The following is a 23091-nucleotide window of genomic DNA, read 5'->3' as shown; positions in this document are numbered from 1 at the left end:
ATCTTGTGACTTGAGAAAACCTCTATTCTGTAGCATGATGGCTGCAAGAATAGAGGTTTTTTCATGCAAGTTTATTTAGTAGGCGGTGCGGTCCGAGATCAGCTTCTGGGTCACCCCTATCACGAAAAAGATTATGTAGTTGTCGGTGCAACGCCTGAACAACTGCTTGCCCAGGGTTTCCAACCTGTAGGTAAAGATTTTCCTGTTTTTTTACATCCTGAAACCAAAGATGAATATGCACTTGCCCGCACCGAACGTAAGTCGGGACAGGGTTATCATGGCTTTGAGTTTTATACCGACAGTACCGTTACCTTAGAACAAGATTTAATTCGACGCGACCTTACCATCAATGCCATCGCCATGGATGCGGAAGGTACACTGTATGACCCCTATGGCGGCCAACGCGATTTAGAGCTCCGTGTTTTAAGGCATGTTTCTGATGCTTTTGTAGAAGACCCACTACGCGTCCTCCGTGTTGCACGATTTGCTGCACGTTATAAAACCCTAGGATTTACGGTGGCCGAAGAAACGTTGGCACTGATGCAACAACTCGCAGACTCGGGTGAACTGGAGGCACTGACTCCTGAACGCGTTTGGAAAGAAACCTCTCGTGCTCTGATGGAAGATCATGCCGATGAATACTTCGAAGTGCTACGTCGCTGTGGTGCTTTAAAAGTGCTTTTTCCAGAAATCGAGGCCCTTTACGGTATTCCACAGCGCCCTGAATATCACCCTGAAATTGACTGTGGTATTCATACCATGATGTCCTTACAACAAGCGTGTCGTGCCAACTACGCACTGGATGTTCGTTTTGCTGTTTTAGTACATGACTTAGGCAAAGCTTTGACACCTGTGGACGAGCTACCGCGTCATATCATGCATGAAGAACGTGGGGTCAAGCCTGTGACAGAAGTGTGTGAGCGCCTAAAAGTTCCAACGCAGATGAAGCAGCTCGCAATTACGGTCTGTAAAGAACATTTGAAATGTCATCAAGCCCTGACCTTAAAACCAGGCACTTTGTGGCGCTTGCTGCAACGCTTAGATGTACTACGTCGTCCAGAACGGGTTGAAGCCTTTGTACAGGCCTGTGAATGTGACTCACGTGGTCGTTTAGGGCTTGAAGATCGTGAATACCCACAATCTACATATATTTTAAAGGTGATGGATGTTGTGCGAAATATTAAAGCGCAAGACCTACCTTCGGATATTAAAGGCCCTGATATTGGTGAAATGCTGATAGAACGTCGAATACACGCGATTGGAGAGCTAAAGGCTCAGTACAGTTAAAACTTGATCGACTCAAATAAAGCGCCACAATCGGCGCTTTATTTAATTTCACTTAAGAAATGGATGCGGGAAAGGTAATCACCTTTTCCAACTGCATTTGTTCTGTTGCAATCATTAACAAACGATCCACACCTAATGCAATACCTGCACATGCCGTCATTTGAGGCAAAGCAGCCAATAAAAACTCATCAATTGGCATCACATGTAAGCCTAATTTTTCACGTTCAGCATTATCGGCTTCAAAACGCGAACGCAATACCTCTGCGTCGATCAACTCATCATAAGCATTGGCGAGTTCCAAACCCTCAATATACAGCTCAAAACGTGCTGCAACCCATTCACCGTCTTCATCCGTTTTAGTTTTGGCAAGCGAGGCCAACTCTGGCGGAAAATCGGTCAGAAATACAGGCGTATCAAAACCTAGACTTGGCTCTACAAAATGTGAAAAGAGCAAATCGATATAGCCCAGTCGGTCATCGCCCAAGTCCAAATTTAAACCCACGCGGTTACAGCAGTTTTTTAACTCTTTCAAACTGGCTTGCAGTGGGTTCAAATCCAAGCGATCCATAAACGCATGCTTATAGCTCAAAATGGTAGGGCGGACTTCACCAAAACGCTGCTTTAATGTGACATTCAATAAATCTGTCACTTCAAACATCAAAACCTTCAAACTGAAATTCGGTCTATACCATTCCAACATGGTAAATTCACTATTGTGTTTACGACCATGTTCATCATCACGGAAAACTTTACAGATTTGATAAATTGGCCCACTACCGCTGGCCAATAAGCGCTTCATGGCAAACTCAGGTGAGGTCTGCAAATAATGCGTTTGTTGCTTGCCTTGTAGATGGCGCTGTGCTTGAACCGAAGCCAAATGCACATCGGTCACACCAGCTTGAGATAAAATCGGGGTTTCAACCTCAAGCACTTCACGTTCAGCAAAAAACTGACGAATTTGGCTGTACATTTGCGCACGCGCTCGCATGGCTTTTAAGTCACAGGTTGGCTGATAATGGATCACGTCCTGAGTCATGCCTTCGGCCCTCCATGTGCAGTCCATTCACGGCGTAATGGATAGGTCTTTCTTAAATGATCAAAAGCTTTTTGATCGATCATTCCCTCTTTTAAGCAAGCACGTAAGGCTTGGTCATCCCGTGCAATCAGGTAGATTTCACTTAAATGCTGTTGAAGTGCAGATTTCAAATCTTGCCCTTCAAAATATTGAGCACACACAGCCAACTGTAACTCGAAGCTTTTATGGGCTTCAAATTGGAAAGTTTTACAGAAAGCCTCATAGATCATTTGTGTACCACGAGCTTTACCTTCTAAGCTATAACCTGCGATATGTGGTGTCACCAGACTCACAGCATTCAACACTTGTTCAGAAATCACAGGCTCATGCTCAAAGACATCTAGTACCACTTTACGCTGTGTTTTTTCGATGTCGGCCAATAAAGCTTGCTCTTCAATCACAGGCCCACGCGCAGAATTAATCAATATTGCTTTCGCTTTCATCGTAGCCAAAGCTTCGGCATTGAACAAATGGTAGGTTGGATGTGGTCCTGTTTTGGTTAAAGGCACATGCAATGAAATCGCATCGGCAGTACTTAATAAGGTATTAAAATCGACCTGCTGAATCGCATCTTGCTGTACAAAAGGATCATGACCGATCACATTCCAGCCCAATAATTGGGCCATATAAGCTAAGCGAGAACCGACATTTCCTAGGCCAATAATGCCCAAAGTAAAACTTTCTTTAGCGTTCAGCAATACTGGATTGAGATGGAGTAAAGCCGTAATTACATATTCAGCCACCGCCTGCGCATTACAACCTGCGGCATTCGCCCATTGAATATTCTGTTTCTCAATGGCTTCAATATCTAAATGGTCTGTACCAATAGTTGCACTACCCACATATTGAAGTGTGGTGTTATTGATTAATGCTGGATTGACTTGAGTTACGGAACGCACCAACAGTGCTTTGGCATCTACAACATCGGCATGTGTTAAAGTACGCCCTGCTTTGTGCTCAATTTCACCAAATTCGGCAAAAAAATAATCGGTAAATGCGAGATTTTCATCTGCCACGATTTTCATAATGTCTTCCAACGCTTTGTTGACTCTATGATAACCGTTGCACAAGCTCAACACTATGTTGCTCTGCAATACATCTGAATAAACAGTCACGATGTTTCATCTTCATGGTAAAAAACCGAATACTTTAAAGAATTGTTTAATATAGATTTACTTCGTTCAAAATACTGAAAAATATAAAGTCAACTCCGTAAACGCTATGATAGTACAAACAACTAGACAAATAATTTAATACTGTTATAAAAAACCTTCTCCCAACATTTCAGAGAGAAGGCAAAACCTCAAGCAAGTAATAAGCGAGATAATTATTTAGATTTATAAGAGAGTTTCATCCCCACGATATAGCCTGTATTGTCCTCAAACTCGCCAACAATACGACGATCCGAAGTTTCACCTTCCGCATCACCAAACCACATATAGCGACCACCTACGCTGAAAGCCATTTTTTGACTAATATTGTATTTAGCAGCCAAACCCGCACCCCAATAACCCTTCACAGGACCTAAAGTTGGTGCGGGGTCACCTGCACCTGAGTCCCATAAACCAGAGACTGCAATTGCTAAATTTGGCGACAATTGTCTGCCTAACTCCTAAAAGTTGAGACTTTCAATCACACGGCTATTTTTTTATCAGTAATATGGATTAATTTGTGAGAAAAATATGAAAAAAAAAGCCCCCTGTAACTACAGAGGGCTTTTAAAATTTGGCGGAAGCGGTGAGATTCGAACTCACGGAGGGGTATAAGCCCTCGTCGGTTTTCAAGACCGGTGCATTAAACCGCTCTGCCACGCTTCCATGTGCGCCATCATACGGAGCTTTTGTTTTGATGACAAGTAAAACTTACTGTCAAAGCAACCAACTGCATATTGTTTCATCAAAAACTTATAATTTCGAAGCGATTTCAGCACCTTCACGAATCGCACGCTTCGCATCTAACTCAGCCGCCAGTTTAGCACCACCAATAATGTGATAATTCGCGAGTGTATTTTGCTCAGCGCTTGGCATTAAGTCTTTCACTGACTCCTGCCCAGCACACACGACGATAGTATCGACACGGAGCAATTGATCTTGTCCTGCCATATCGACCCAAAGCCCTTCATTAGTCACAGCTTTGTACTGAACCCCACGCAACATACGTACTGCATGCTTTTTCAACTGTGCACGGTGTACCCAGCCTGAGGTTTTACCTAAGCCGGCACCCAATGCAGAGGTTTTACGTTGCAATAAATAAATCTCACGAATAGGCGGATGAACTTTTGCAATCTGCATGCCCCCTTCAGAGACATAATTCGGGTTTGGATCTACACCCCATTCACGTTGCCAATCTGCAAGCGGTTGTGGCTGAGGTTGATGCTCTGGTTTCAATAAATACTCAGACACATCAAAACCAATCCCCCCAGCACCAATCACCGCAACTTTTCGACCGACAGGTGCGCCGCGTAACACTTCTGCATAAGACAAAACTTGCGGTAAGTCACTCCCTTCGATACGTAATGCACGTGGCACAACACCTGTTGCAATGATAATTTCCTCAAAGCCTTCACGCTCAAGCTGCTCACGATTCACCTTGGTGTTTAAACGTAAGTCGACGCCAGTTTTTTCAATCTGTACTTTGAAATAACGAATGGTTTCATGAAACTCTTCTTTACCCGGTACAACTTTTGCCAAGTTGAACTGACCACCCACCTCATAACTTGCTTCAAACAAAGTCACTTGGTGACCACGACTGGCTGCAACCGTCGCGGCCGACATACCTGCGACACCACCACCCACAACCGCAACTCGTTTCGGTTGTTTCGCCTTCAAATAAACCAACTCTGTTTCAAACGCTGCACGCGGGTTGACCAAACAGGTTGCACGTTGGTTTTTAAAAGTATGATCTAAGCATGCTTGGTTACAAGCGATACACGTATTGATCTCATCAACACGATTGGTCGCTGTTTTATTCACCCAAAAAGCATCAGCCAATAACGGACGTGCCATTTGCACCATATCCGCTTTGCCCGATGCCAAAATCTCTTCCGCGGTATCTGGCATGTTAATACGGTTTGAGGCAATCACTGGCACAGCCACGTGCTTTTTCACTTCCGCAGTATAGTCAACAAAAGCAGCACGTGGTACCGAAGTCACAATAGTTGGAATCCGCGCTTCATGCCAACCAATCCCTGTATTCAATAAGGTAATGCCTGCTTTTTCTAGTGCTTGCGCAATCGTAACCACTTCTTTCATGGTATTGCCATCATGCACCAAATCGAGCAATGACAAACGGAAGCAAATAATAAATTTTTCGCCGACTTGTGCACGTATTCCTTTAACGATTTCGACCGCAAAACGCATACGGTTTTCAATCGCCCCCCCCCAACGGTCTTCACGTTGGTTCACATGACGGCTTAAGAATTGATTCAGTAAATAGCCTTCTGAACCCATAATTTCTACACCGTCATAGCCTGCCTTTTTTGCAAGACTGGCACAGTTGACGTAATCATCAATGGTATTCAAAATTTGTTTTTCAGACATTTGACGCGGTTTAAAAGGCGAAATTGGCGATTTAATTGGGCTGGCAGAAACCACAAAGGGTTGGTAGCCATAACGTCCAGCATGCAAAATCTGCATTAAAATTTTTGCGCCATGCTTATGTACGGCATGGGTCACTAAACGATGTGGAGCAATATCCCCCAGCGTATTCATCGTTCCACCCGCAGGAAGGAGCCAACCTTGACGGTTTGGAGAAATCCCGCCTGTAATGATCAGGCCAACACCGCCTTTAGCACGCTCACCGAAGTATGCTGCCAATTTTGGATAATTATAAAAACGATCTTCCAAGCCCGTATGCATGGAGCCCATCACCACACGGTTTTTAATGGTGGTAAAACCCAAATGTAAGGGTTTTAAAATATGTGCATAGCTATTGGTTGTCATCATGAATCCTTATCTCTGGCTTTGCAACTTGTTGCATACTACTTTAGCTGTTTTTTAAAATATTGGGATGACAATTTATAAAAAATTCTTGGCATCTACGGTCAATTCAACTGAGCGCTCAAAAACATACGACAATAAAAAAACCAGTGACGTTGCCCTCACTGGTTTAGTTTTTTAGACCAAAGCCCTTTACTGCCAATGCTTCAGCTTACTGGTTTGACCAATGCCCACATTAAAACTATTGGTTGGATCGAGCTTTTCATAATGCGTTCGTAGTGCAGGTTTTGCTACATATAAATGTCCGACATTATGCTCAGCTGGGTATTCCGCCCCACGTGCATCCAGTAAATGCCACATTTGGTGTTCCATCGCCAAAGGATCTACGCCCTTTTTCACAATATAGTCCTGATGAAACACATGACATAAAAAGTGACCATAATAGAGTTTATGAACAATCAGATCATCCATCTCTTTGGGTAAAGTTTCCACCCACTCTCGATCATTACGACGTAATGCAATATCCAGAGCCACAATATCTTCAACTTCTGAACGGTGCGTATCCCGATAGCGAATTGCTGCACCTGCAACAGCAAAACGATGTAAAAATGCTTTACGCCCTTCTTCCTCGCTACAGTGGAAAAAATCACCTGAAGTTTTATCTTGGAAATAATGTTTTAAAAAGCTTTCAACTTGTTCGACATCTTGATTTTCAATCCGAATAACCAAATGGTGTTCATACAGATCACGAAAAGCATTCATCCGTTTCGGTAAATGATTGGGCAAAAATTTGGTGATCAATTGCAGGACTTTATCTGACAGACCTTTCATACCAAATTTTTCTAAGTATGCATCGACCTTATCTTTCATTGCAAATGCAGCAGGTACTTTGGCTGTACCTAGCTTTTCAATGAACATGAAGGTGTCTTTACCGTACTCTGCCCCAATGTCATAAGCCACGCGGTGGATGTATTCCCCTGCAATCGGCAATCGCGGCAAATCTTTTAGTAAAAAACGGCGGATTTCAGTCAAATCATCATGTGAATTTGTACCCACGTAGAATACTTGGCTTGGAATTTTTTCAAAGGTATCCAAACGTACGGCAAAGACACATACTTTACCTGCTGAACCCGATGCTTCATATAAACGAGATGGATCGGCATTAAAACGCGCGGGCGTATTTTCATCCACTTGTTTAACATCATGTCCATAACGCTGATCCGATGCGCAGCAGTCTGAGTTATTGATAATATCGCCGATTTGATAATTTTTCGTTTCAAGCTTGCTTAGAATTTCTTCAGGTGTTTCTCCGAGATTTACTCCTAGATGATTCACCAACTCTAACTGACCATCATCGTTGACACGGGCATACAGTGCCAGCTCAGTATAAGCAGGACCACGGCGCACCAAAGCACCACCTGAGTTATTACAGACACCACCTAAAACCGAAGCTCCAATACACGATGAACCAATCACCGAGTGTGGCTCCCGATTAAATGGCACCAATTCTTTTTCAAGTCGATCTAGTGTTGCACCGGGTAGACAAATCACTTGCTGACCGTCATTAATAACCTGAATGCCAACCAAACGACGCGTGCTGATCAGAACCACAGGACGGTCATAATCATCGCCAAAAGGCGTTGAACCACCCGTCAAACCTGTATTGGCTGCTTGCATAATCACAATACAGTCTGCATCAACAGTCGCTTGCAGTACTTGCCACTGTTCAAGTAATGACCCTGGTGCAACAACAGCCAGTACTTTCCCTGCACCGTAACGACGACCTTGGCGGTATAAACGTGTGTCTTTATCGTCAGTTAAAACGTGTTGTTTACCAACAATCTCGATGAGTTTTTGAATGGTTTGCTGTGGAGATAATTGAGTTTGCATAAGGAGTTTTCCTATTCCAAATTTTAATTAAGGAATAATGTTTATTTATTCATTTATTTAACTTCTTATATTCGAATTCAAAGTGCAAAGATAAATTCCATATTTGAAATCCCCCTATATCCCCCTTTTCCAAAGGGGGACTTTTCTTTTACCTAGATCAATTCAAGTAAAAACAAGCCCCTCCGTTTACAAAGGGAGAGTATTGCAAATTTTACAATCAATTAATTTGCAACATTCCCCCTCTTTTATAAAGAGGGGTTAGGGGAGATTTACATTGTGAATTAAAACAACTTCACACTATCCATTTTCATACAATAGAAATTATTAAAAACTTACTCAGCTAATTCTTTCTCTAACTTCACCAAACAATCTGAAGTAATATCAGCAATGGTTTTTGCACCTGTTAAAGTCATTGCCACACGCATTTCTTTATCAATTAAATCAAGCAGATTTGAAACACCCTCACCGCCTGCCGCACCTAAAGCATAAACAAAGGCACGACCGAGCATACACGTGTCAGCACCCAACGCCAGCATACGTACCACGTCTAAACCATTACGAATACCCGAATCCGCGAGGATTTTAATATCACCCTTCACTGCATCGGCAATCGGCGGCAAGGCACGTGCAGAAGATAAAACACCATCGAGCTGACGACCACCATGGTTTGAAACCACAATCCCATCTGCACCAAAACGCACTGCATCTTTGGCATCTTCAGGATCCAAAATTCCTTTAATGACCATTGGCCCATCCCAAAACTCACGAATCCACTCAAGGTCTTTCCACGAAATAGACGGATCGAAGTTAGAACCTAACCAACCAATATAATCTTCTAGACCTGTAGGCTTACCTAAGTATTTGGAAATATTGCCCAAGTCATGCGGACGTCCCATCATGCCGACATTCCACGCCCAGTGTGGGTGGAAACACGACTGCATATAACGGCGCATTGCTGCATTTGGGCCACTCATACCCGAGTGGGCATCACGGTAACGCGCGCCCGGAACAGGCATATCCACGGTAAACACCAACGTTGAACATCCTGCTGCTTTAGCACGTTCCAAGGCATTTTTCATAAAACCACGGTCACGTAGTACATAGAGCTGGAACCACATTGGACGCTGAATCGCAGGTGCCACTTCCTCAATTGGACATACTGAAACGGTAGACAGTGTAAATGGAATACCCTTTTTATCTGCAGCGACCGCAGCTTGAACTTCGCCGCGGCGTGCATACATGCCTGTTAAACCTACAGGAGATAATGCAACAGGCATCGACAAAGTTTCATCAAACAGTTTGGTCTCTAAACTTAACTGTGACATGTCGTTCAGTACACGCTGGCGCAAAGCAATTTTTGATAAATCTTCTACATTACGCTTCAGGGTATATTCTGCATACGCACCACCATCGATGTAATGGAATAAAAATGGCGGTAAACGACGTCGTGCCGCTTCACGGTAGTCATTGGCAGAAGAAATAATCATGCTTATATCCTGTTTAATCGACTGGCGCGCTGACGACGAGCTTCTTCTTCATCAATCATTCGCACCTGTTGTACTACAAACTCAATGTGTCCACAGACTGCTTTACGTGCAGCTTCTGGATCACGACGTTCAATTGCATTCATGACTTGAAAGTGCTGATCATGCAATTGATCAAAACGGTGTGCTTCGCTATAGACTTTTCGACGTCCCAAAGCGACGTTGAACTGCAACAAATCAAACAAACCACGCATCATCTGAATCAAGACCAAATTATGAGATGCTTCAGCAATCGCCAAATGAAATTTAGCATCTGCACGAGCCGCCTCATCATCATTTCCCAAAGCCTGAAAATGGTTAATCTGATCATAATGATTTCGGATGTTCACCAGATCTTCTTGGGTTGCGCGTTGTGCTGCATACCAAGTTGTTCCACCTTCTAAAATAATGCGCGCCTCTTGCACATCAAATCGGTAGGCAGGATCCTCACTCATCAAATTACTAATCGGTTGTACGATTTGATAACTGGACCAAGTTGCTGGTAATTGTTTTAAAAAAGTCCCCGCCCCCACTTTGCTGACCAACATACCCATGCTGGTCAACTGCGAAATGGCCTCTCTTAAAGAAGAGCGAGAGACTTGAAGCTGTTCACACAGTTTTCTTTCAGCAGGCAGACGGTCTCCAACTTGCATATTGCTTTGTTCAATCAATACACGCAGGCTTTGTACAGCTTTATCGGAGACTTTCATCTGCTTTCCTTAACGTTGATACACAATTTGTGTTATGGAATCATCCATGGGAACACATAGGCTTGTAGAGTAATCATAATACCCATCATAATTGTGAACGTTATACTGTGTTTTAAGGTAAAACGGAATAAATCAGACTCTTTACCAACCAGTCCTACCGCCGCACACGCAATCGCAATCGATTGAGGTGAAATCATCTTACCGGTCACACCACCACTGGTATTTGCTGCCACCAGTAAAACTTCTGGCACACCAATTTGCTGAGCCGTAGTGGCTTGAAGTGCTGAAAACAGTGCATTGGCAGAAGTATCTGAACCCGTGAGGAATACACCCAACCAACCCAAGAAAGGCGAGAAGAACGTAAATGCTGAACCTGTATGTGCAAGGGCCAAAGCCAAGGTCGAAGACATACCCGAATAGTTTGCGATAAAAGCAAAAGACAACACCATACCAATTGAATAAATGGGAACTTTCAACTCATTCAGAGTTTCACCAAAAGTTACCACAGCATCTTTCGGTTTCATCTTCAAATAGGCAATGGTGATCAATGCTGCAATAAAGATCGCAGTTCCTGTTGCCGAGATCCAATCAAACTTGTAAATCGCGTCATAATCTTTAATTTCAGCAACCACTGGTGGCATTTTTTGAATCATTTGATGCAAAAATGGCACTTTGATTGAAATCACTAAATCATGCAATGCACCGTCTTTGGCAAATAAGTCCTTAAACGGTTTCACACTCCAGATCGTCACCATCACAGTTAAAATCGCGAAAGGAGACCATGCTTTTGCAATTTGTCCTACAGTGTATTTTTGCTGTTTTTGTGCAGCCACATCTTCACTCATCGTTGCGTCTTGATCTGCAAAACGGAAAATGTGCTTCGGCTGCCAGTATTTAAACAAAATTGTTAAAGAAACCAAGGATGCAATTGCAGCCGTAATATCGGGTAATTCTGGACCAACAAAGTTAGAAGTTAAGTATTGTGCAATTGCAAAGCTACTTGCACCTACCACAACTGCTGGCCATGTTTCTTTAACACCGCGCCAGCCGTCCATGATTGCCATAATCCAGAACAACACGATTGGCACCATAAATGGTAACTGACGGCCCACCATTTGGCTGATTTCCATCGTATCGACACCAGAGACTTGTCCAGCAACGATAATTGGAATACCCATCGCACCAAAAGCCACAGGTGCTGTGTTTACGATTAGACAGAGACCTGCTGCATATAACGGTTTAAAGCCTAAACCGACTAATAATGCTGCGGTAATCGCCACAGGAGCACCAAAGCCTGCAGCACCCTCTAAGAAAGTACCGAAAGCAAAACCCACCAACAGCATTTGTAAGCGCTGATCTTCAGTAATTGAGAGAATAGAAGAACGAATGATGTCAAACTGGCCTGTCTTCACTGAAATTTTATACAGGAATACCGCACCAATAATGATCCATGCAATCGGCCATAAACCGTAGAGGAAACCATAAGCCATCGATGCGAATGCCATCAGCACCGGCATCTTATAGGCAAATAAAGAGACAAGAAGTGCAAGTACAACAGTGATCGTACCTGCCACACTGCCTTTTAAACGAAATACCGCGAGCGCCAAAAAGAAAAAGATAATCGGAATCAGTGCAATTAGACTTGAAATCCAAATATTCCCCATAGGGTCATACATTTGCTGCCATTGAAGCATTGTCATCTCCTTGAAATGCTTACTAAGATTTAATTTTGAGCATATTATTGGTACTTTTACTCATATTGGACAGACCAATATAAGCAACTGTAAAGAGAAACAAACCAATAATGACTTATACTTGGCTTATTTTGATTTAAAACGAAGTAAAACTTCAATTAAAAGTTGATTTTGGTATGACCAATATTTTCAACTTTTACAAACACGATCATATTTCAATCAAATCCATATTATTGTTTTTACTTATTTTTTTATGAAAATATAGCCAATTATAGACTTTAGTCTAATAATATAAAAAATAATCACCCCACTAAAACCTAGCTTAATGCACAAAAATTGGAAAAATCACACAATATTGGTAATACCAATTTAAAATCAAACTAACCAAACGCCGTTATTGATTAATTTATAGCCCAAACACTTTCTAGAAAGACAAAAATTAAGCACACAATATAGAAACCGATTTTATCCAGAATTTTTTCAGCAGTATCAATATGTACATGAGCTTTAATATTTTTAAAGCATTATGATTTTTTAGAAAAACCATTTGGAAAAGTGCTACAATCGCGGACATATGTATTCTTTCAGGCCACCCATTCTCGGTGCCTATATTTATATCGTTAGGATTAACAATGACTGATAATGCAACTATCTTGCAGAATGTCCCAGTTGGCAAAAAAGTTGGTATTGCCTTCTCTGGTGGTCTAGATACTTCAGCTGCACTTTTGTGGATGAAACAAAAAGGCGCAGAACCTTATGCTTATACAGCAAACTTAGGTCAGCCTGATGAAGACGACTACGATGCGATTCCAAAAAAAGCGGAAGCGTATGGCGCAGTAAAAGCTCGCTTAGTTGACTGCCGTTTACAGCTTGCACTTGAAGGTATTGCTGCAATTCAATGTGGTGCATTCCACATTTCAACTGGCGGTGTACCGTATTTCAACACGACGCCGTTGGGTCGTGCAGTAACAGGGACTATGCTTGTTACCGCAATGAAAGAAGATGATGTCAACATCTGGGGTGATGGTTCAACATATAAAGGAAACGATATTGAACGTTTCTACCGTTATGGTTTATTGACCAACCCTGCACTTAAAATCTATAAGCCTTGGTTAGACCAAACGTTTATTGATGAATTAGGTGGCCGTGCTGAAATGTCGCAATTCTTGATCGACAACGGCTTTGACTACAAAATGTCAAAAGAAAAAGCGTATTCAACTGACTCAAACATGTTGGGTGCGACCCACGAAGCAAAAGATCTTGAATACCTCAATGCAGGGATCAAAATTGTTGACCCAATCATGGGCGTTGCATTCTGGAAAGACGACGTAGAAGTTAAAGCTGAAGAAGTATCGATTACTTTTGAAGAAGGCTTCCCTGTTGCAATCAATGGTCAACGTATCGAAGACCCTGTTGAGTTCATTCTTGAAGCCAACCGTATTGGTGGTCGTCATGGTCTAGGTATGTCTGACCAAATCGAAAACCGTATTATTGAAGCAAAATCTCGCGGTATTTATGAAGCACCGGGTATGGCACTTCTACATATTGCTTATGAGCGCTTGGTTACAGGTATTCATAACGAAGACACGATCGAACAGTACCGTATTAACGGTCTACGTTTAGGTCGTTTACTTTACCAAGGTCGTTGGTTCGACTCTCAAGCATTAATGCTACGTGAAACCGCACAGCGTTGGGTTGCGAAAGCCATCACTGGTACTGTGACTTTAGAGCTTCGTCGTGGTAATGACTACACCATCATGAACACTGAGTCTGAAAACCTCACTTATGAAGCTGAGCGTTTGACGATGGAGAAAGGCGATTCAATGTTTACGCCAATGGACCGTATTGGTCAGTTAACTATGCGTAACTTGGACATTACCGATACTCGTGCGAAACTTGGTATTTATACCAATACTGGTTTGCTTGCAGTCGGTACAGGTTCTGCTGTTCCACAGCTAAAAGACAAAAACAAATAAGTTTGTTGAATGTCAAAAAAACCGCTCATAAGAGCGGTTTTTTTTATTTTAGCGATTCATTCTATACAGGTCGATGTGGTTAAAGGCTGATAATAAATCTGATTACGTCCCAATTGCTTGGCACGGTATAAAGCCTGATCTGCAATCCCTAGCAACTCGGCTTTGCTCAAATCAACCTCGCCTTTAAAGACTGTAATCCCTAAACTAATGGTGACAAATGCAGACACTTCAGACATTTCATGCGGAATTTCCAAACGCTCAATCGCTCGGTAGATATTTGAAGCCACCGCATAAGCGCCATGTGCATCAGTTTCAGGTAATAACACCACAAACTCTTCGCCGCCATAACGCGCCACAAAATCCATATGTCGAATCGCATTTTTAATAGATTTTGCAATCGATGAAATCACATCATCGCCCTTTTGGTGACCATAACAGTCGTTATATTTTTTAAAAAAATCAACATCGATAAACAAAATCGATAAGGGTGTTTCATCCTGACGTGATTGCTCATAATAGGTATCCATCATTTCGTCAAAATTACGCCGATTTGATATCTTCGTCAGCTCATCATTCTGACTCAAATGCAGTAACTCTGAGGTATGTATTCGATGTATTTTTTCACTAATCTTCGCGCGACGAATATTGAGAAAAATAATGCGCTCGCGGGCATAGATCATACGGCTGATGATAAACCCCAGCAAACAGCTACCAAACATCACACGCCCCATCACGATCGCATCAAACTTGACCAGCGTCGAAATGAGCACTAAAAATGAAACCCCAGCAGCTACTATGCCTGTGATAAAAACATATCCCGGTTTTACCCCAGTCAGTAAAAACCCCAATACATAAATCATGCAAATGATCATCATCGCTTGATGACGCAAAGCTTCGGTATGCACCGACATGGTCAACCAAGTCGTCGAGACCACAGCACAAAACACAGCAAACATGGCAGCATAGGCAAAAAAAGCCTTCAGCTTGGTAAAATGTGAAAAAATATAAAGGAACAAAAGCCAGACAGCACCATTCAGCAACCCAAGTAAGCAATGAATAAAATCTTGTTTAAAATGAGACTGTTCAATAATCCAGTAATCCCCTGGAATCGTTAAAATGGCAAAAATAAAATAAGCCAAAACACCAGACCAAAGAAAGTCATTAATATTGCGACGCGCGCGCTCTAAGTTTAATCGCCAAAACTCTTGTTCTAATTTCTGAGGAAAAACCTGACCAATACGACGGTTGTGTCGTGTAATCAGCTCTTCCATTTTTTCTTTATCGTACTGAAGTTTGGCGAGGTTGTATTTATATTCCATACCAGACCAGATTTAATTCTTGTAGTTGCCTAAAAATAACACAAAATTACAAAGATAAATCATAATAATCAGACAAGATGCCTTTATTTGTCATTACCATTTTTGGCGCATATGCATTATCATCTGTTTTATTTCTTTGACAGAAATCGCCTTGAATACGATTACGATTCTCCAGCCAGATGACTGGCACGCTCACCTTCGTGATGGTCTTGCATTACAACGTACTGTTCCCGATTTAGCCCAACAGTTTTCACGCGCTATTTGTATGCCAAATACCGTACCTCCTGTTAAAACGGTTGAGGAAGCGAATGCGTACCGTGAACGCATCATGGCGCACGTACCAAAAGGCAATGCCTTCGACCCACGTATGGTGTTGTATTTTACTGACACAACTTCGCCTGAAGAAGTCAAAAAAATTAAAAACTCTGAGTTTGTAAATGCCATTAAACTCTACCCTGCTGGCGCGACCACTAACTCAGATAATGGTGTAAGCGACATTCGTAAAGTCTATGCCGTTATTGAGCAACTTGAAGAACATCAGGTTCCATTACTGTTGCATGGTGAAGTCACACATAATCATGTCGATATTTTCGATCGTGAAAAACGTTTCTTAGACGAAGTTCTTTCTCCGTTGCTAAAGCAATTTCCAAAACTGAAATTGGTTTTAGAACACATTACGACCAGTGAAGCAGCTAACTTTGTTTTAGAACAAGACCGCAATGTGGCTGCAACCATTACTCCGCAGCATCTACTGTTTAACCGTAATGATATGTTGGTTGGTGGCATTAAACCGCACTTCTATTGCTTACCCATTTTAAAACGTCAAACCCATCAGCAAACTTTGCTCGAAGTTGCGACCAGTGCCAACCCTAAGTTTTTCTTAGGCACAGACAGTGCACCACACTCTAAAAATACCAAAGAAAATGCATGTGGATGTGCAGGTTGTTACAGCGCACCAACGGCAATTGAACTTTATGCTCAAGCATTCGATCAAGTGGGTAAACTTGAACGCCTTGAAGGTTTTGCCAGCCACTTTGGTGCAGACTTCTACGGTCTACCGCGCAATACTTCAACAATTACACTCGTAAAAGAAGACCAAGTCATCCCTGAGAGTTTAGACTATTTGGATGGTGAACAAATTATTCCGCTGTATGCGGGTAAAACCATTCAATGGAGAAAAGTGTGACAAATGAAACATTGCCAATAATTGGTCAGCGTTTCCGTGGTTTTCTACCTGTTGTTGTCGATGTCGAAACAGCAGGTTTTAATGCACAGACCGATGCCTTATTGGAAATTGCTGCAATTCCGATTATTTATAATGAAGAAGGTCAATTTGTACCGGGTCCTGCACATCACGCGCATATCAACCCCTTTGAAGGTGCAAATCTAGACCGTCGCTCATTGGACTTTATTGGTATTGATCCCTTTAACCCCATGCGCATGGCCATGGCTGAAGACGAAAAAACAGCATTAAAACGTATTTTTAAAGCCGTTAATGAAGTTCGTCGCCAACAAAACTGTACACATGCGGTCTTGGTCGGTCATAACGCCCACTTTGATTTAGGCTTTGTACAAGCAGCGATTGCACGTACAGGAACCAAAAATCAAAACCCATTTCACAGTTTTTCTGTATTTGACACCGTCACCTTAAGTGCTGTGATGTTTGGCCAAACCGTTCTTGCGAAGTCATGTATTCAAGCAGGGATTGAGTTCGATGGTAGAGAGGCCCACTCGGCTTTATACGACACTCAAAAGACCGCCGAACTGTTCTGTTATATTTTGAACAAACTCGCGCCACACCTACTTGACACTCTGGTGGCGGATCAATAAGATACCGCCATCCTCGCAACGTCCCTATCGTCTAGAGGCCTAGGACATCGCCCTTTCACGGCGGTAACCGGGGTTCGAATCCCCGTAGGGACGCCATCTTATTCTATTTCTAGAACACATCACTTTTCATTTAATCGGTTCTGATTGACCACCGATATTTCATTTCAATTTTAACCATACGCTCGCTATACGATGCTTCGTATTTTTCAAGGTTGATTGCTATGCTTAAGAAATTTTTAATCTTTTTATTGATTCTATCGCCTTCTATTTTTTATCTATGGTTTGTCCAACAAGGGACCAATAACACCAAACAAGACCCTGTTGCACAAGAAATCCACTCAAGTGCTGAAAACAGCTCTTCTTATCCAACACCCGACCACTAAAAAATAGTCTTTAAGCATTTGTTTTTTAAATTGATACCGATAGTTCATCAGAAAATTTCAATTCACGTGATTTTTCATCTTATTAAAAACTAGAATATAACTTTAAGCCCATTGTTTGATTTTCTATGCAATCTGCAACGCCGCCTTCGCAATCCTCAACTGATTCACCGCAAAATACCTCATTAAAACGTGCCATGAGCACACGCCACCTGATCATGTTATCGCTTGGTGGTGCCATTGGCACAGGCCTGTTCATGGGCTCAGGCGAAGTGATCTCTCAGGCAGGCCCTCTCGGTGCTGTACTGGCTTATATTATTGGCGGGTTGATCGCATATATGGTCATGCTTTGCCTCGGGGAGCTTGCAGTACATTTACCTGTTTCTGGTTCATTTGGTGCCTTTGCAACACGTTATATTGGCCCTGGCACAGGTTATATGGTGTCGTGGATGTATTGGCTCGGCTGGTCGGCAACACTCGGCACCGAATTTACCGCAGCAGCCATTTTGGTACAGGAATGGTTCCCACAAACGTCAATCTGGTTATGGACGTTAATCTTTGCCAGTGGCGTACTGATTTCAAACCTCAGTTCAACCCGAGCTTTTGCAGAATCTGAGTTTTGGCTCTCCATGATCAAAGTCGCAACTGTACTTATTTTCATTCTATTAGGCTTTGCCTGTATTTTCGGTGTTATCCCTTTTCAGGGCTATGAATCTGCGCCCTTATTTAGCAATTTGACTGCACAAGGCTGGCTACCAAATGGTCTTATTCCGTTGTTTACCACCTTATTAATTGTGAACTTTGCTTTTAATGGCACAGAAATGATTGGTATTGCCGCAGGTGAAACTGAAAACCCAGAAAAAAATGTGCCCAAAGCCATTCATGCCGCGGTTTGGCGCCTCATTATTTTCTTTGTTGGTACTATCATTGTCATCAGTTCCCTGCTTAGCTACACCAACACAGGTTTGCAAGTGGGCGGGCATGGCGGCTTAAGCAGCAGTCCATTTGTGACTGTATTCACCCAAATGGGCATTCCTTATGCTGAAGACTTTATCCGTTTTGTGATTATCACGGCATTATTATCAACCGCGAACTCAGGCTTATATGCTGCATCACGTATGATGTGGGCCCTGTCCTCACAAAACCAACTCCCCAAGCTTTTTGCTAAAGTAAGTAAATCTGGCGTGCCTTATATTGCCATTTGGGTCACCATGATTGGTGGCTTGCCGGGCTTACTCTCAGAGCAGTTTGGTGCAGATGTCATTTTTAAGAACTTGATGGGTGTCGCAGCATTTACCATGGTGATTGTTTGGATGAGTATTTGCTGGAGTCAGTTTAACTTCCGTCGCCAATGGTTAAAGCAAGGCCATGCTTTATCGGAGCTGAAATTCCGTACCCCTTGGTATCCGTTGGTTCCGATCCTAGGCTTTATCTGCTGTACAGCAACTGGCTTAAGTATGGCGGCTGACCCTGAAATGCTTTCAGGTTTTATTGGTTGCTTGCTCTTTATGGCGGCTTGCTATGCCAGTTATTATTGGCTCTATCACAATAAAAACTAAGCATTCTAACCAAAAGTGAGCTCAAGCTTATTTTTTGAGCTCACTTTTGTAACAATAAAAAATTCATTCAATTTAATTACTTGTTTTGCCTAATGTTTGAACTTTCAACCATCACAGAGCAAAAACCCTTTTGACAAATAGGCCTTTAATCCTTAATATACGCATCACCTCGCAACGTCCCTATCGTCTAGAGGCCTAGGACATCGCCCTTTCACGGCGGTAACCGGGGTTCGAATCCCCGTAGGGACGCCATATCTTGATCTTATCCGATCAACACTTATTCATAATTACTATTATTTCATTGCAGATTTGCAGTTTTTCACTACAATAGCCCGCTTCATTCCTGAACTTATTAACGCTTATGCACTCATCTCCGAATGATGCTTCGCATCAGGGCAATTCTGCGCCTTTAAAACGCGCTATGAGTACTCGACATCTGGTTATGATTTCGCTTGGCGGCGCAATCGGGACTGGCCTATTTTTAGGGTCGGGTGAAGTCATTGCACAAACGGGGCCTGTAGGTGCCATTATTTCTTATTTCCTCGGCGGGATCATTGCATATATGGTCATGCTGTGTTTAGGGGAACTTGCTGTTCATATGCCTGAGTCTGGCTCATTTGGCGCCTATGCCAAACGCTATATCGGACCAGGTACAGGTTATACCATCACATGGCTGTACTGGCTGACGTGGTCCGTCACGCTAGGCACCGAGTTTACAGCTGCTGCACTTCTCATGCAGGAGTGGTTTCCAGATAGTTCAATGTGGATGTGGACTCTAATTTTTGGTGCTTTTGTATTTAGTTTAAATATGATCTCGACCAAATGGTTCGCTGAATCTGAGTTTTGGTTGGCTTTAGTCAAAGTTATCACCGTTGTTATTTTTATTTTATTGGGTCTACTCGCTATTTTTGGCGTGATTGGCTACAGAGGCTATGAAGCTGCGCCTTTATTTAGCAACTTAACGGCTCAGGGTTGGTTCCCAGAAGGCTTGTTCCCTATCTTTACCACCATGTTGATCGTGAACTTTGCATTTTCTGGTACAGAGCTTATTGGTGTTGCTGCGGGTGAAACCAAAGATCCTGCTAAGAACGTACCCAAAGCCATCAATACCGCGATTTTCCGTTTATTGATTTTCTTTGTGGGTACCATTTTGGTCGTGACTTCACTCCTTCCGCATCAAGAGGCAGGTTTAGCGGCTGAAGGCGTGAGTAGTAGTCCATTTGTAACCGTATTCCAACACATTGGCATTCCTTATGCTGAAGATATCATTCGTTTTGTGATTATCACTGCGTTGCTATCTGCTGCGAACTCGGGACTATTTGCCGCTTCGCGTATGATGTGGTCGTTGTCTTACCAAAAACAGTTGCCAGCAGTCTTCTCAAAAATCAATGCACGTGGTGTCCCTTATGTGGCAGTTATCGTGACCATGATTGGGGGTATGCCAGGTTTACTGTCTGAACAGTTTGCACCTGAAGCCATTTTTACCAATTTACTGGGTATAGCAGCGTTTACCATGGTTGTCGTTTGGATGAGTATTTGCTTAAGCCAATTTAACTTCCGTCGCCAATGGTATAAACAAGGACGTAAAAAAGAAGAATTAGGTTTTGCAGCACCCCTGTTTCCTATTGTGCCAATCCTTGGCTTTATCTTCTGCTTTATCACCTGCGTCAGCATGGTGTTTGATCCAAGTATGCGTATTAGCTTCTTTGGTTGTTTACTGTTTATTGCAGTATGTTATGCGAGTTATTACACCTTTTATCACAAGAAAACTTAATCCGTATTGTTAAAAAGAGCGACTTCGGTCGCTCTTTTTTTTATACTGTTTTTATCAAGTACATCATCGGTGCATACACGATGAATATTGTATGGATTCATGGGATGAATCAGCAGCATAAGACTGCGCGTACCCTGCTTCAACATTGGCTTGTGATCTTACAACAGGTACTGAGCGAACTTGGCCGCGCAGATGACCTTCCCTATCTTCAGCGGCACAGTCGGCTGGCCTTTTATGGAGATCTTCTAACACGTCAGCATTTAGAAAACACCCTCAACGCCAGCACCCTCATGCCACAGCATTGGTCTCCTTTTTCCTTTTTGCATCCTATTCACCTGACGCACACCGCTGCACCCAATATCGAACATCAAGCTGAAATTTCTAAAAATCCTCAGCTCACCATTTCAGATGAGCTCTCATTTAATAATAAAATTAAATACATCAACCTCCTCGGCAAAGATCTGGCCTTACGTGACTTAGCTAGTTTAATCACCACTTCCCAGAGCTGCATAGTAGCTTTATTCATCGTTTTTTGATGGAAGCGTATCTATATTTATCCAATCCACACCTCATCCACACCGTGCATACGCGTCTGCATGAGCACTTACACGGTACAAAACCCAATATTGTGATTGCCCACTCTCTAGGCAGCGTGATTGCCTATAATTATTTAATTCAACACCCCGAACTTAAGATTCAAGCACTAATTACCCTCGGTTCACCACTTGCCTTTCGCGTTATTCAGTGTCATTTGCAGCAACCCATTCAACGGCCCGCTGCTTTATATGGCGATTGGATCAATTTTTATTCAGATGCTGATTTTCTAAGTGCTTTTCCACTGAACCAAAAACCGTTTGCTTTTACTCCCGCGATTATCAACAAGAAAATCACCACTGATATTGCTCATCCTCATCTGATCGAAGGCTATTTACACCATCCCGAGTTCATCAACAACTTGCTAAGTTTGCTTAAAAAATCGGCTTAAATCATATGATTTTTAATCATTTTATCTAGATTGTTTTAAATTTATGCACTCAACACTTAAAACTGGAATTATTTAGAGAAAAGCGTTTGACACCCCTCTATTTTCGCCCTAATATACGCCCACCTCTGAAACGTCCCTATCGTCTAGAGGCCTAGGACATCGCCCTTTCACGGCGGTAACCGGGGTTCGAATCCCCGTAGGGACGCCAATTTCAGAAGTAAAGTTTTATTAAGTCCCTATCGTCTAGAGGCCTAGGACATCGCCCTTTCACGGCGGTAACCGGGGTTCGAATCCCCGTAGGGACGCCATTACTTAAGATCAAAAGTAATCGGTTTTAAAACATCACTTCTGTACTGTCCCTATCGTCTAGAGGCCTAGGACATCGCCCTTTCACGGCGGTAACCGGGGTTCGAATCCCCGTAGGGACGCCATATTTGAGATTGATTTTTTTCTATAGTCATCTCATAAAAAAGCCCAAGCATGATGACTTGGGCTTTTTTATTCCCTGTTCATTTACGATCGACTTCAACCAAAGCGGTCGAGGCAAAAATAGTCTGTGGTGCAATCACAGTTTCATTCAAGGGAATGTTTTGCCCATATCGCTGTTGCATGAGTTGCTTGACTTCAGACGAACTTAAATCAAATTGCTTCAGTTTGGATAACGGAGCCAACTCAATACCTAAAGCATCATGATAGGCCTTCCAGACTATTTCTGAGCAATATAAAGCACGATTGTCCCACTCAAAATAAAGATCATAAGGCTGGCCTAAGTATTGTTCTGCGTTCTTGCTTAGTTGCTGCTTTTGCTGAACAGTCAAATTCGTTTTAAAACGCTTCACCACATAATGCCGCTCTACCCCGCGATCAATCCACTGCTGAAGTGCTGTATATTTCACAGGCTGAACTGCCTCTAAAACCCATGCTTTTCCATCTTTATTAACAATTAAACCCATATGGCTATAACGAGACTTGGTCGCTTTTTGTATCCCTAAACTTTGTTGAGACTTCGAGACGTGAAAAATAATATCGCCTGTTTGATAGGACATATTCGCCCATAGCAGTTGAGGACTTACCAACAGTGAAACAGCACTTAAAAGCACAACATTTCTATTTTTCATCCTAAATTTCCTTTATTCTTCTTTTTATAGATA

17 protein-coding genes, 6 tRNA genes and 1 pseudogene are annotated in these 23091 nt (G+C 42.5%); 13 read left to right on the top strand and 11 right to left on the bottom strand.

Going from position 1 to position 23091, the window contains the following annotated elements; translation table 11 throughout:
• The first annotated feature begins 63 nt into the window (after nucleotides 1–63).
• Nucleotides 64–1287 (top strand): multifunctional CCA addition/repair protein, encoded by a 1224-nt coding sequence (locus MF4640_RS05105; protein WP_078388891.1) that lies wholly within the window; start codon nucleotides 64–66, stop codon nucleotides 1285–1287.
• A gap of 52 nt (nucleotides 1288–1339) precedes the next feature.
• Here the strand turns inward: MF4640_RS05105 and epmA are convergent, their stop codons facing one another.
• The 9 genes from epmA to lldP form a co-directional block, all read right to left on the bottom strand.
• Nucleotides 1340–2323: an EF-P lysine aminoacylase EpmA gene (gene epmA, locus MF4640_RS05100; protein ID WP_078388890.1), complete on the bottom strand. Its 984-nt coding sequence runs from the start codon at nucleotides 2321–2323 to the stop codon at nucleotides 1340–1342.
• Nucleotides 2320–3387 carry a 4-phosphoerythronate dehydrogenase gene (locus MF4640_RS05095; RefSeq protein ID WP_078388889.1) on the bottom strand — a complete coding sequence of 356 codons (1068 nt, stop codon included), beginning with the start codon at nucleotides 3385–3387 and terminating at the stop codon, nucleotides 2320–2322. The genes epmA and MF4640_RS05095 overlap by 4 nt, the downstream gene beginning before the upstream one ends.
• A gap of 302 nt (nucleotides 3388–3689) precedes the next feature.
• Nucleotides 3690–3959, bottom strand: a complete 270-nt coding sequence (locus tag MF4640_RS05090; RefSeq protein WP_005399757.1) for a hypothetical protein — start codon at nucleotides 3957–3959, stop codon at nucleotides 3690–3692.
• A gap of 129 nt (nucleotides 3960–4088) precedes the next feature.
• A tRNA-Ser gene (locus tag MF4640_RS05085) sits at nucleotides 4089–4179 on the bottom strand.
• Nucleotides 4180–4266: 87 nt separating this feature from the next.
• Nucleotides 4267–6303 carry an NADPH-dependent 2,4-dienoyl-CoA reductase gene (locus tag MF4640_RS05080; protein WP_078388888.1) on the bottom strand — a complete coding sequence of 679 codons (2037 nt, stop codon included), beginning with the start codon at nucleotides 6301–6303 and terminating at the stop codon, nucleotides 4267–4269.
• A 189-nt stretch (nucleotides 6304–6492) separates the two neighbouring features.
• Nucleotides 6493–8190, bottom strand: coding sequence for a D-lactate dehydrogenase (gene dld, locus MF4640_RS05075; protein WP_078388887.1), 1698 nt, complete (start codon nucleotides 8188–8190; stop codon nucleotides 6493–6495).
• A gap of 332 nt (nucleotides 8191–8522) precedes the next feature.
• Nucleotides 8523–9677, bottom strand: coding sequence for an FMN-dependent L-lactate dehydrogenase LldD (gene lldD / locus MF4640_RS05070; RefSeq protein ID WP_004694007.1), 1155 nt, complete (start codon nucleotides 9675–9677; stop codon nucleotides 8523–8525).
• Nucleotides 9678–9679: 2 nt separating this feature from the next.
• Nucleotides 9680–10423: a transcriptional regulator LldR gene (lldR, locus tag MF4640_RS05065; protein ID WP_078388886.1), complete on the bottom strand. Its 744-nt coding sequence runs from the start codon at nucleotides 10421–10423 to the stop codon at nucleotides 9680–9682.
• Between the two features lie 32 nt (nucleotides 10424–10455).
• Complete coding sequence (lldP, locus tag MF4640_RS05060; protein WP_171054209.1) at nucleotides 10456–12123, bottom strand: L-lactate permease; 1668 nt, start codon at nucleotides 12121–12123, stop codon at nucleotides 10456–10458.
• Nucleotides 12124–12749: 626 nt separating this feature from the next.
• Here lldP and argG point away from each other — a divergent pair.
• Nucleotides 12750–14093, top strand: coding sequence for an argininosuccinate synthase (argG, locus tag MF4640_RS05055; protein WP_004694013.1), 1344 nt, complete (start codon nucleotides 12750–12752; stop codon nucleotides 14091–14093).
• A 56-nt stretch (nucleotides 14094–14149) separates the two neighbouring features.
• Here the strand turns inward: argG and MF4640_RS05050 are convergent, their stop codons facing one another.
• Nucleotides 14150–15412 (bottom strand): GGDEF domain-containing protein, encoded by a 1263-nt coding sequence (locus MF4640_RS05050; protein ID WP_078388885.1) that lies wholly within the window; start codon nucleotides 15410–15412, stop codon nucleotides 14150–14152.
• 151 nt (nucleotides 15413–15563) lie between these two features.
• On the opposite strand from MF4640_RS05050, the gene pyrC reads away from it, so the two are divergent.
• The 11 genes and pseudogenes from pyrC to MF4640_RS05000 all read left to right on the top strand — a co-directional run bounded on the left by pyrC (nucleotide 15564) and on the right by MF4640_RS05000 (nucleotide 22371).
• Complete coding sequence (gene pyrC, locus MF4640_RS05045; protein ID WP_078388916.1) at nucleotides 15564–16598, top strand: dihydroorotase; 1035 nt, start codon at nucleotides 15564–15566, stop codon at nucleotides 16596–16598.
• Nucleotides 16583–17242, top strand: coding sequence for a ribonuclease T (gene rnt / locus MF4640_RS05040; RefSeq protein WP_005399764.1), 660 nt, complete (start codon nucleotides 16583–16585; stop codon nucleotides 17240–17242). Before pyrC ends, rnt begins: the two co-directional genes overlap by 16 nt.
• 20 nt (nucleotides 17243–17262) lie before the next feature.
• Nucleotides 17263–17338, top strand: a tRNA-Glu gene (locus MF4640_RS05035).
• Between the two features lie 125 nt (nucleotides 17339–17463).
• Nucleotides 17464–17625: a hypothetical protein gene (locus tag MF4640_RS19405; protein WP_171263853.1), complete on the top strand. Its 162-nt coding sequence runs from the start codon at nucleotides 17464–17466 to the stop codon at nucleotides 17623–17625.
• 125 nt (nucleotides 17626–17750) lie between these two features.
• A complete protein-coding gene (locus MF4640_RS05030) occupies nucleotides 17751–19181 on the top strand; it encodes an amino acid permease (RefSeq protein WP_078388884.1) in 1431 nt (476 codons plus the stop codon).
• A 176-nt stretch (nucleotides 19182–19357) separates the two neighbouring features.
• A tRNA-Glu gene (locus MF4640_RS05025) sits at nucleotides 19358–19433 on the top strand.
• A gap of 109 nt (nucleotides 19434–19542) precedes the next feature.
• On the top strand, nucleotides 19543–20955 hold the full coding sequence (locus MF4640_RS05020) for an amino acid permease (RefSeq protein ID WP_078388883.1): 1413 nt from the start codon (nucleotides 19543–19545) through the stop codon (nucleotides 20953–20955).
• An 80-nt stretch (nucleotides 20956–21035) separates the two neighbouring features.
• Nucleotides 21036–21940, top strand: a pseudogene (locus tag MF4640_RS05015) (alpha/beta hydrolase).
• A gap of 132 nt (nucleotides 21941–22072) precedes the next feature.
• Nucleotides 22073–22148, top strand: a tRNA-Glu gene (locus tag MF4640_RS05010).
• 24 nt (nucleotides 22149–22172) lie between these two features.
• Nucleotides 22173–22248: transfer RNA gene (locus MF4640_RS05005), tRNA-Glu, on the top strand.
• Between the two features lie 47 nt (nucleotides 22249–22295).
• Nucleotides 22296–22371 (top strand) — tRNA-Glu (locus MF4640_RS05000).
• 78 nt (nucleotides 22372–22449) lie between these two features.
• On the opposite strand, the gene MF4640_RS04995 is transcribed toward MF4640_RS05000, so the two are convergent.
• Complete coding sequence (locus MF4640_RS04995) at nucleotides 22450–23058, bottom strand: YiiX family permuted papain-like enzyme (protein WP_078388882.1); 609 nt, start codon at nucleotides 23056–23058, stop codon at nucleotides 22450–22452.
• Nucleotides 23059–23091: the final 33 nt, after the last annotated feature.

Origin of the sequence: Acinetobacter sp. MF4640, from assembly GCF_002018895.1 — a bacterium.
Lineage (GTDB): Bacteria > Pseudomonadota > Gammaproteobacteria > Pseudomonadales > Moraxellaceae > Acinetobacter > Acinetobacter johnsonii.
The sequence above is the reverse complement of the archived record's forward strand: the minus strand, read 5'-3'. Positions and strand labels throughout refer to the sequence as shown.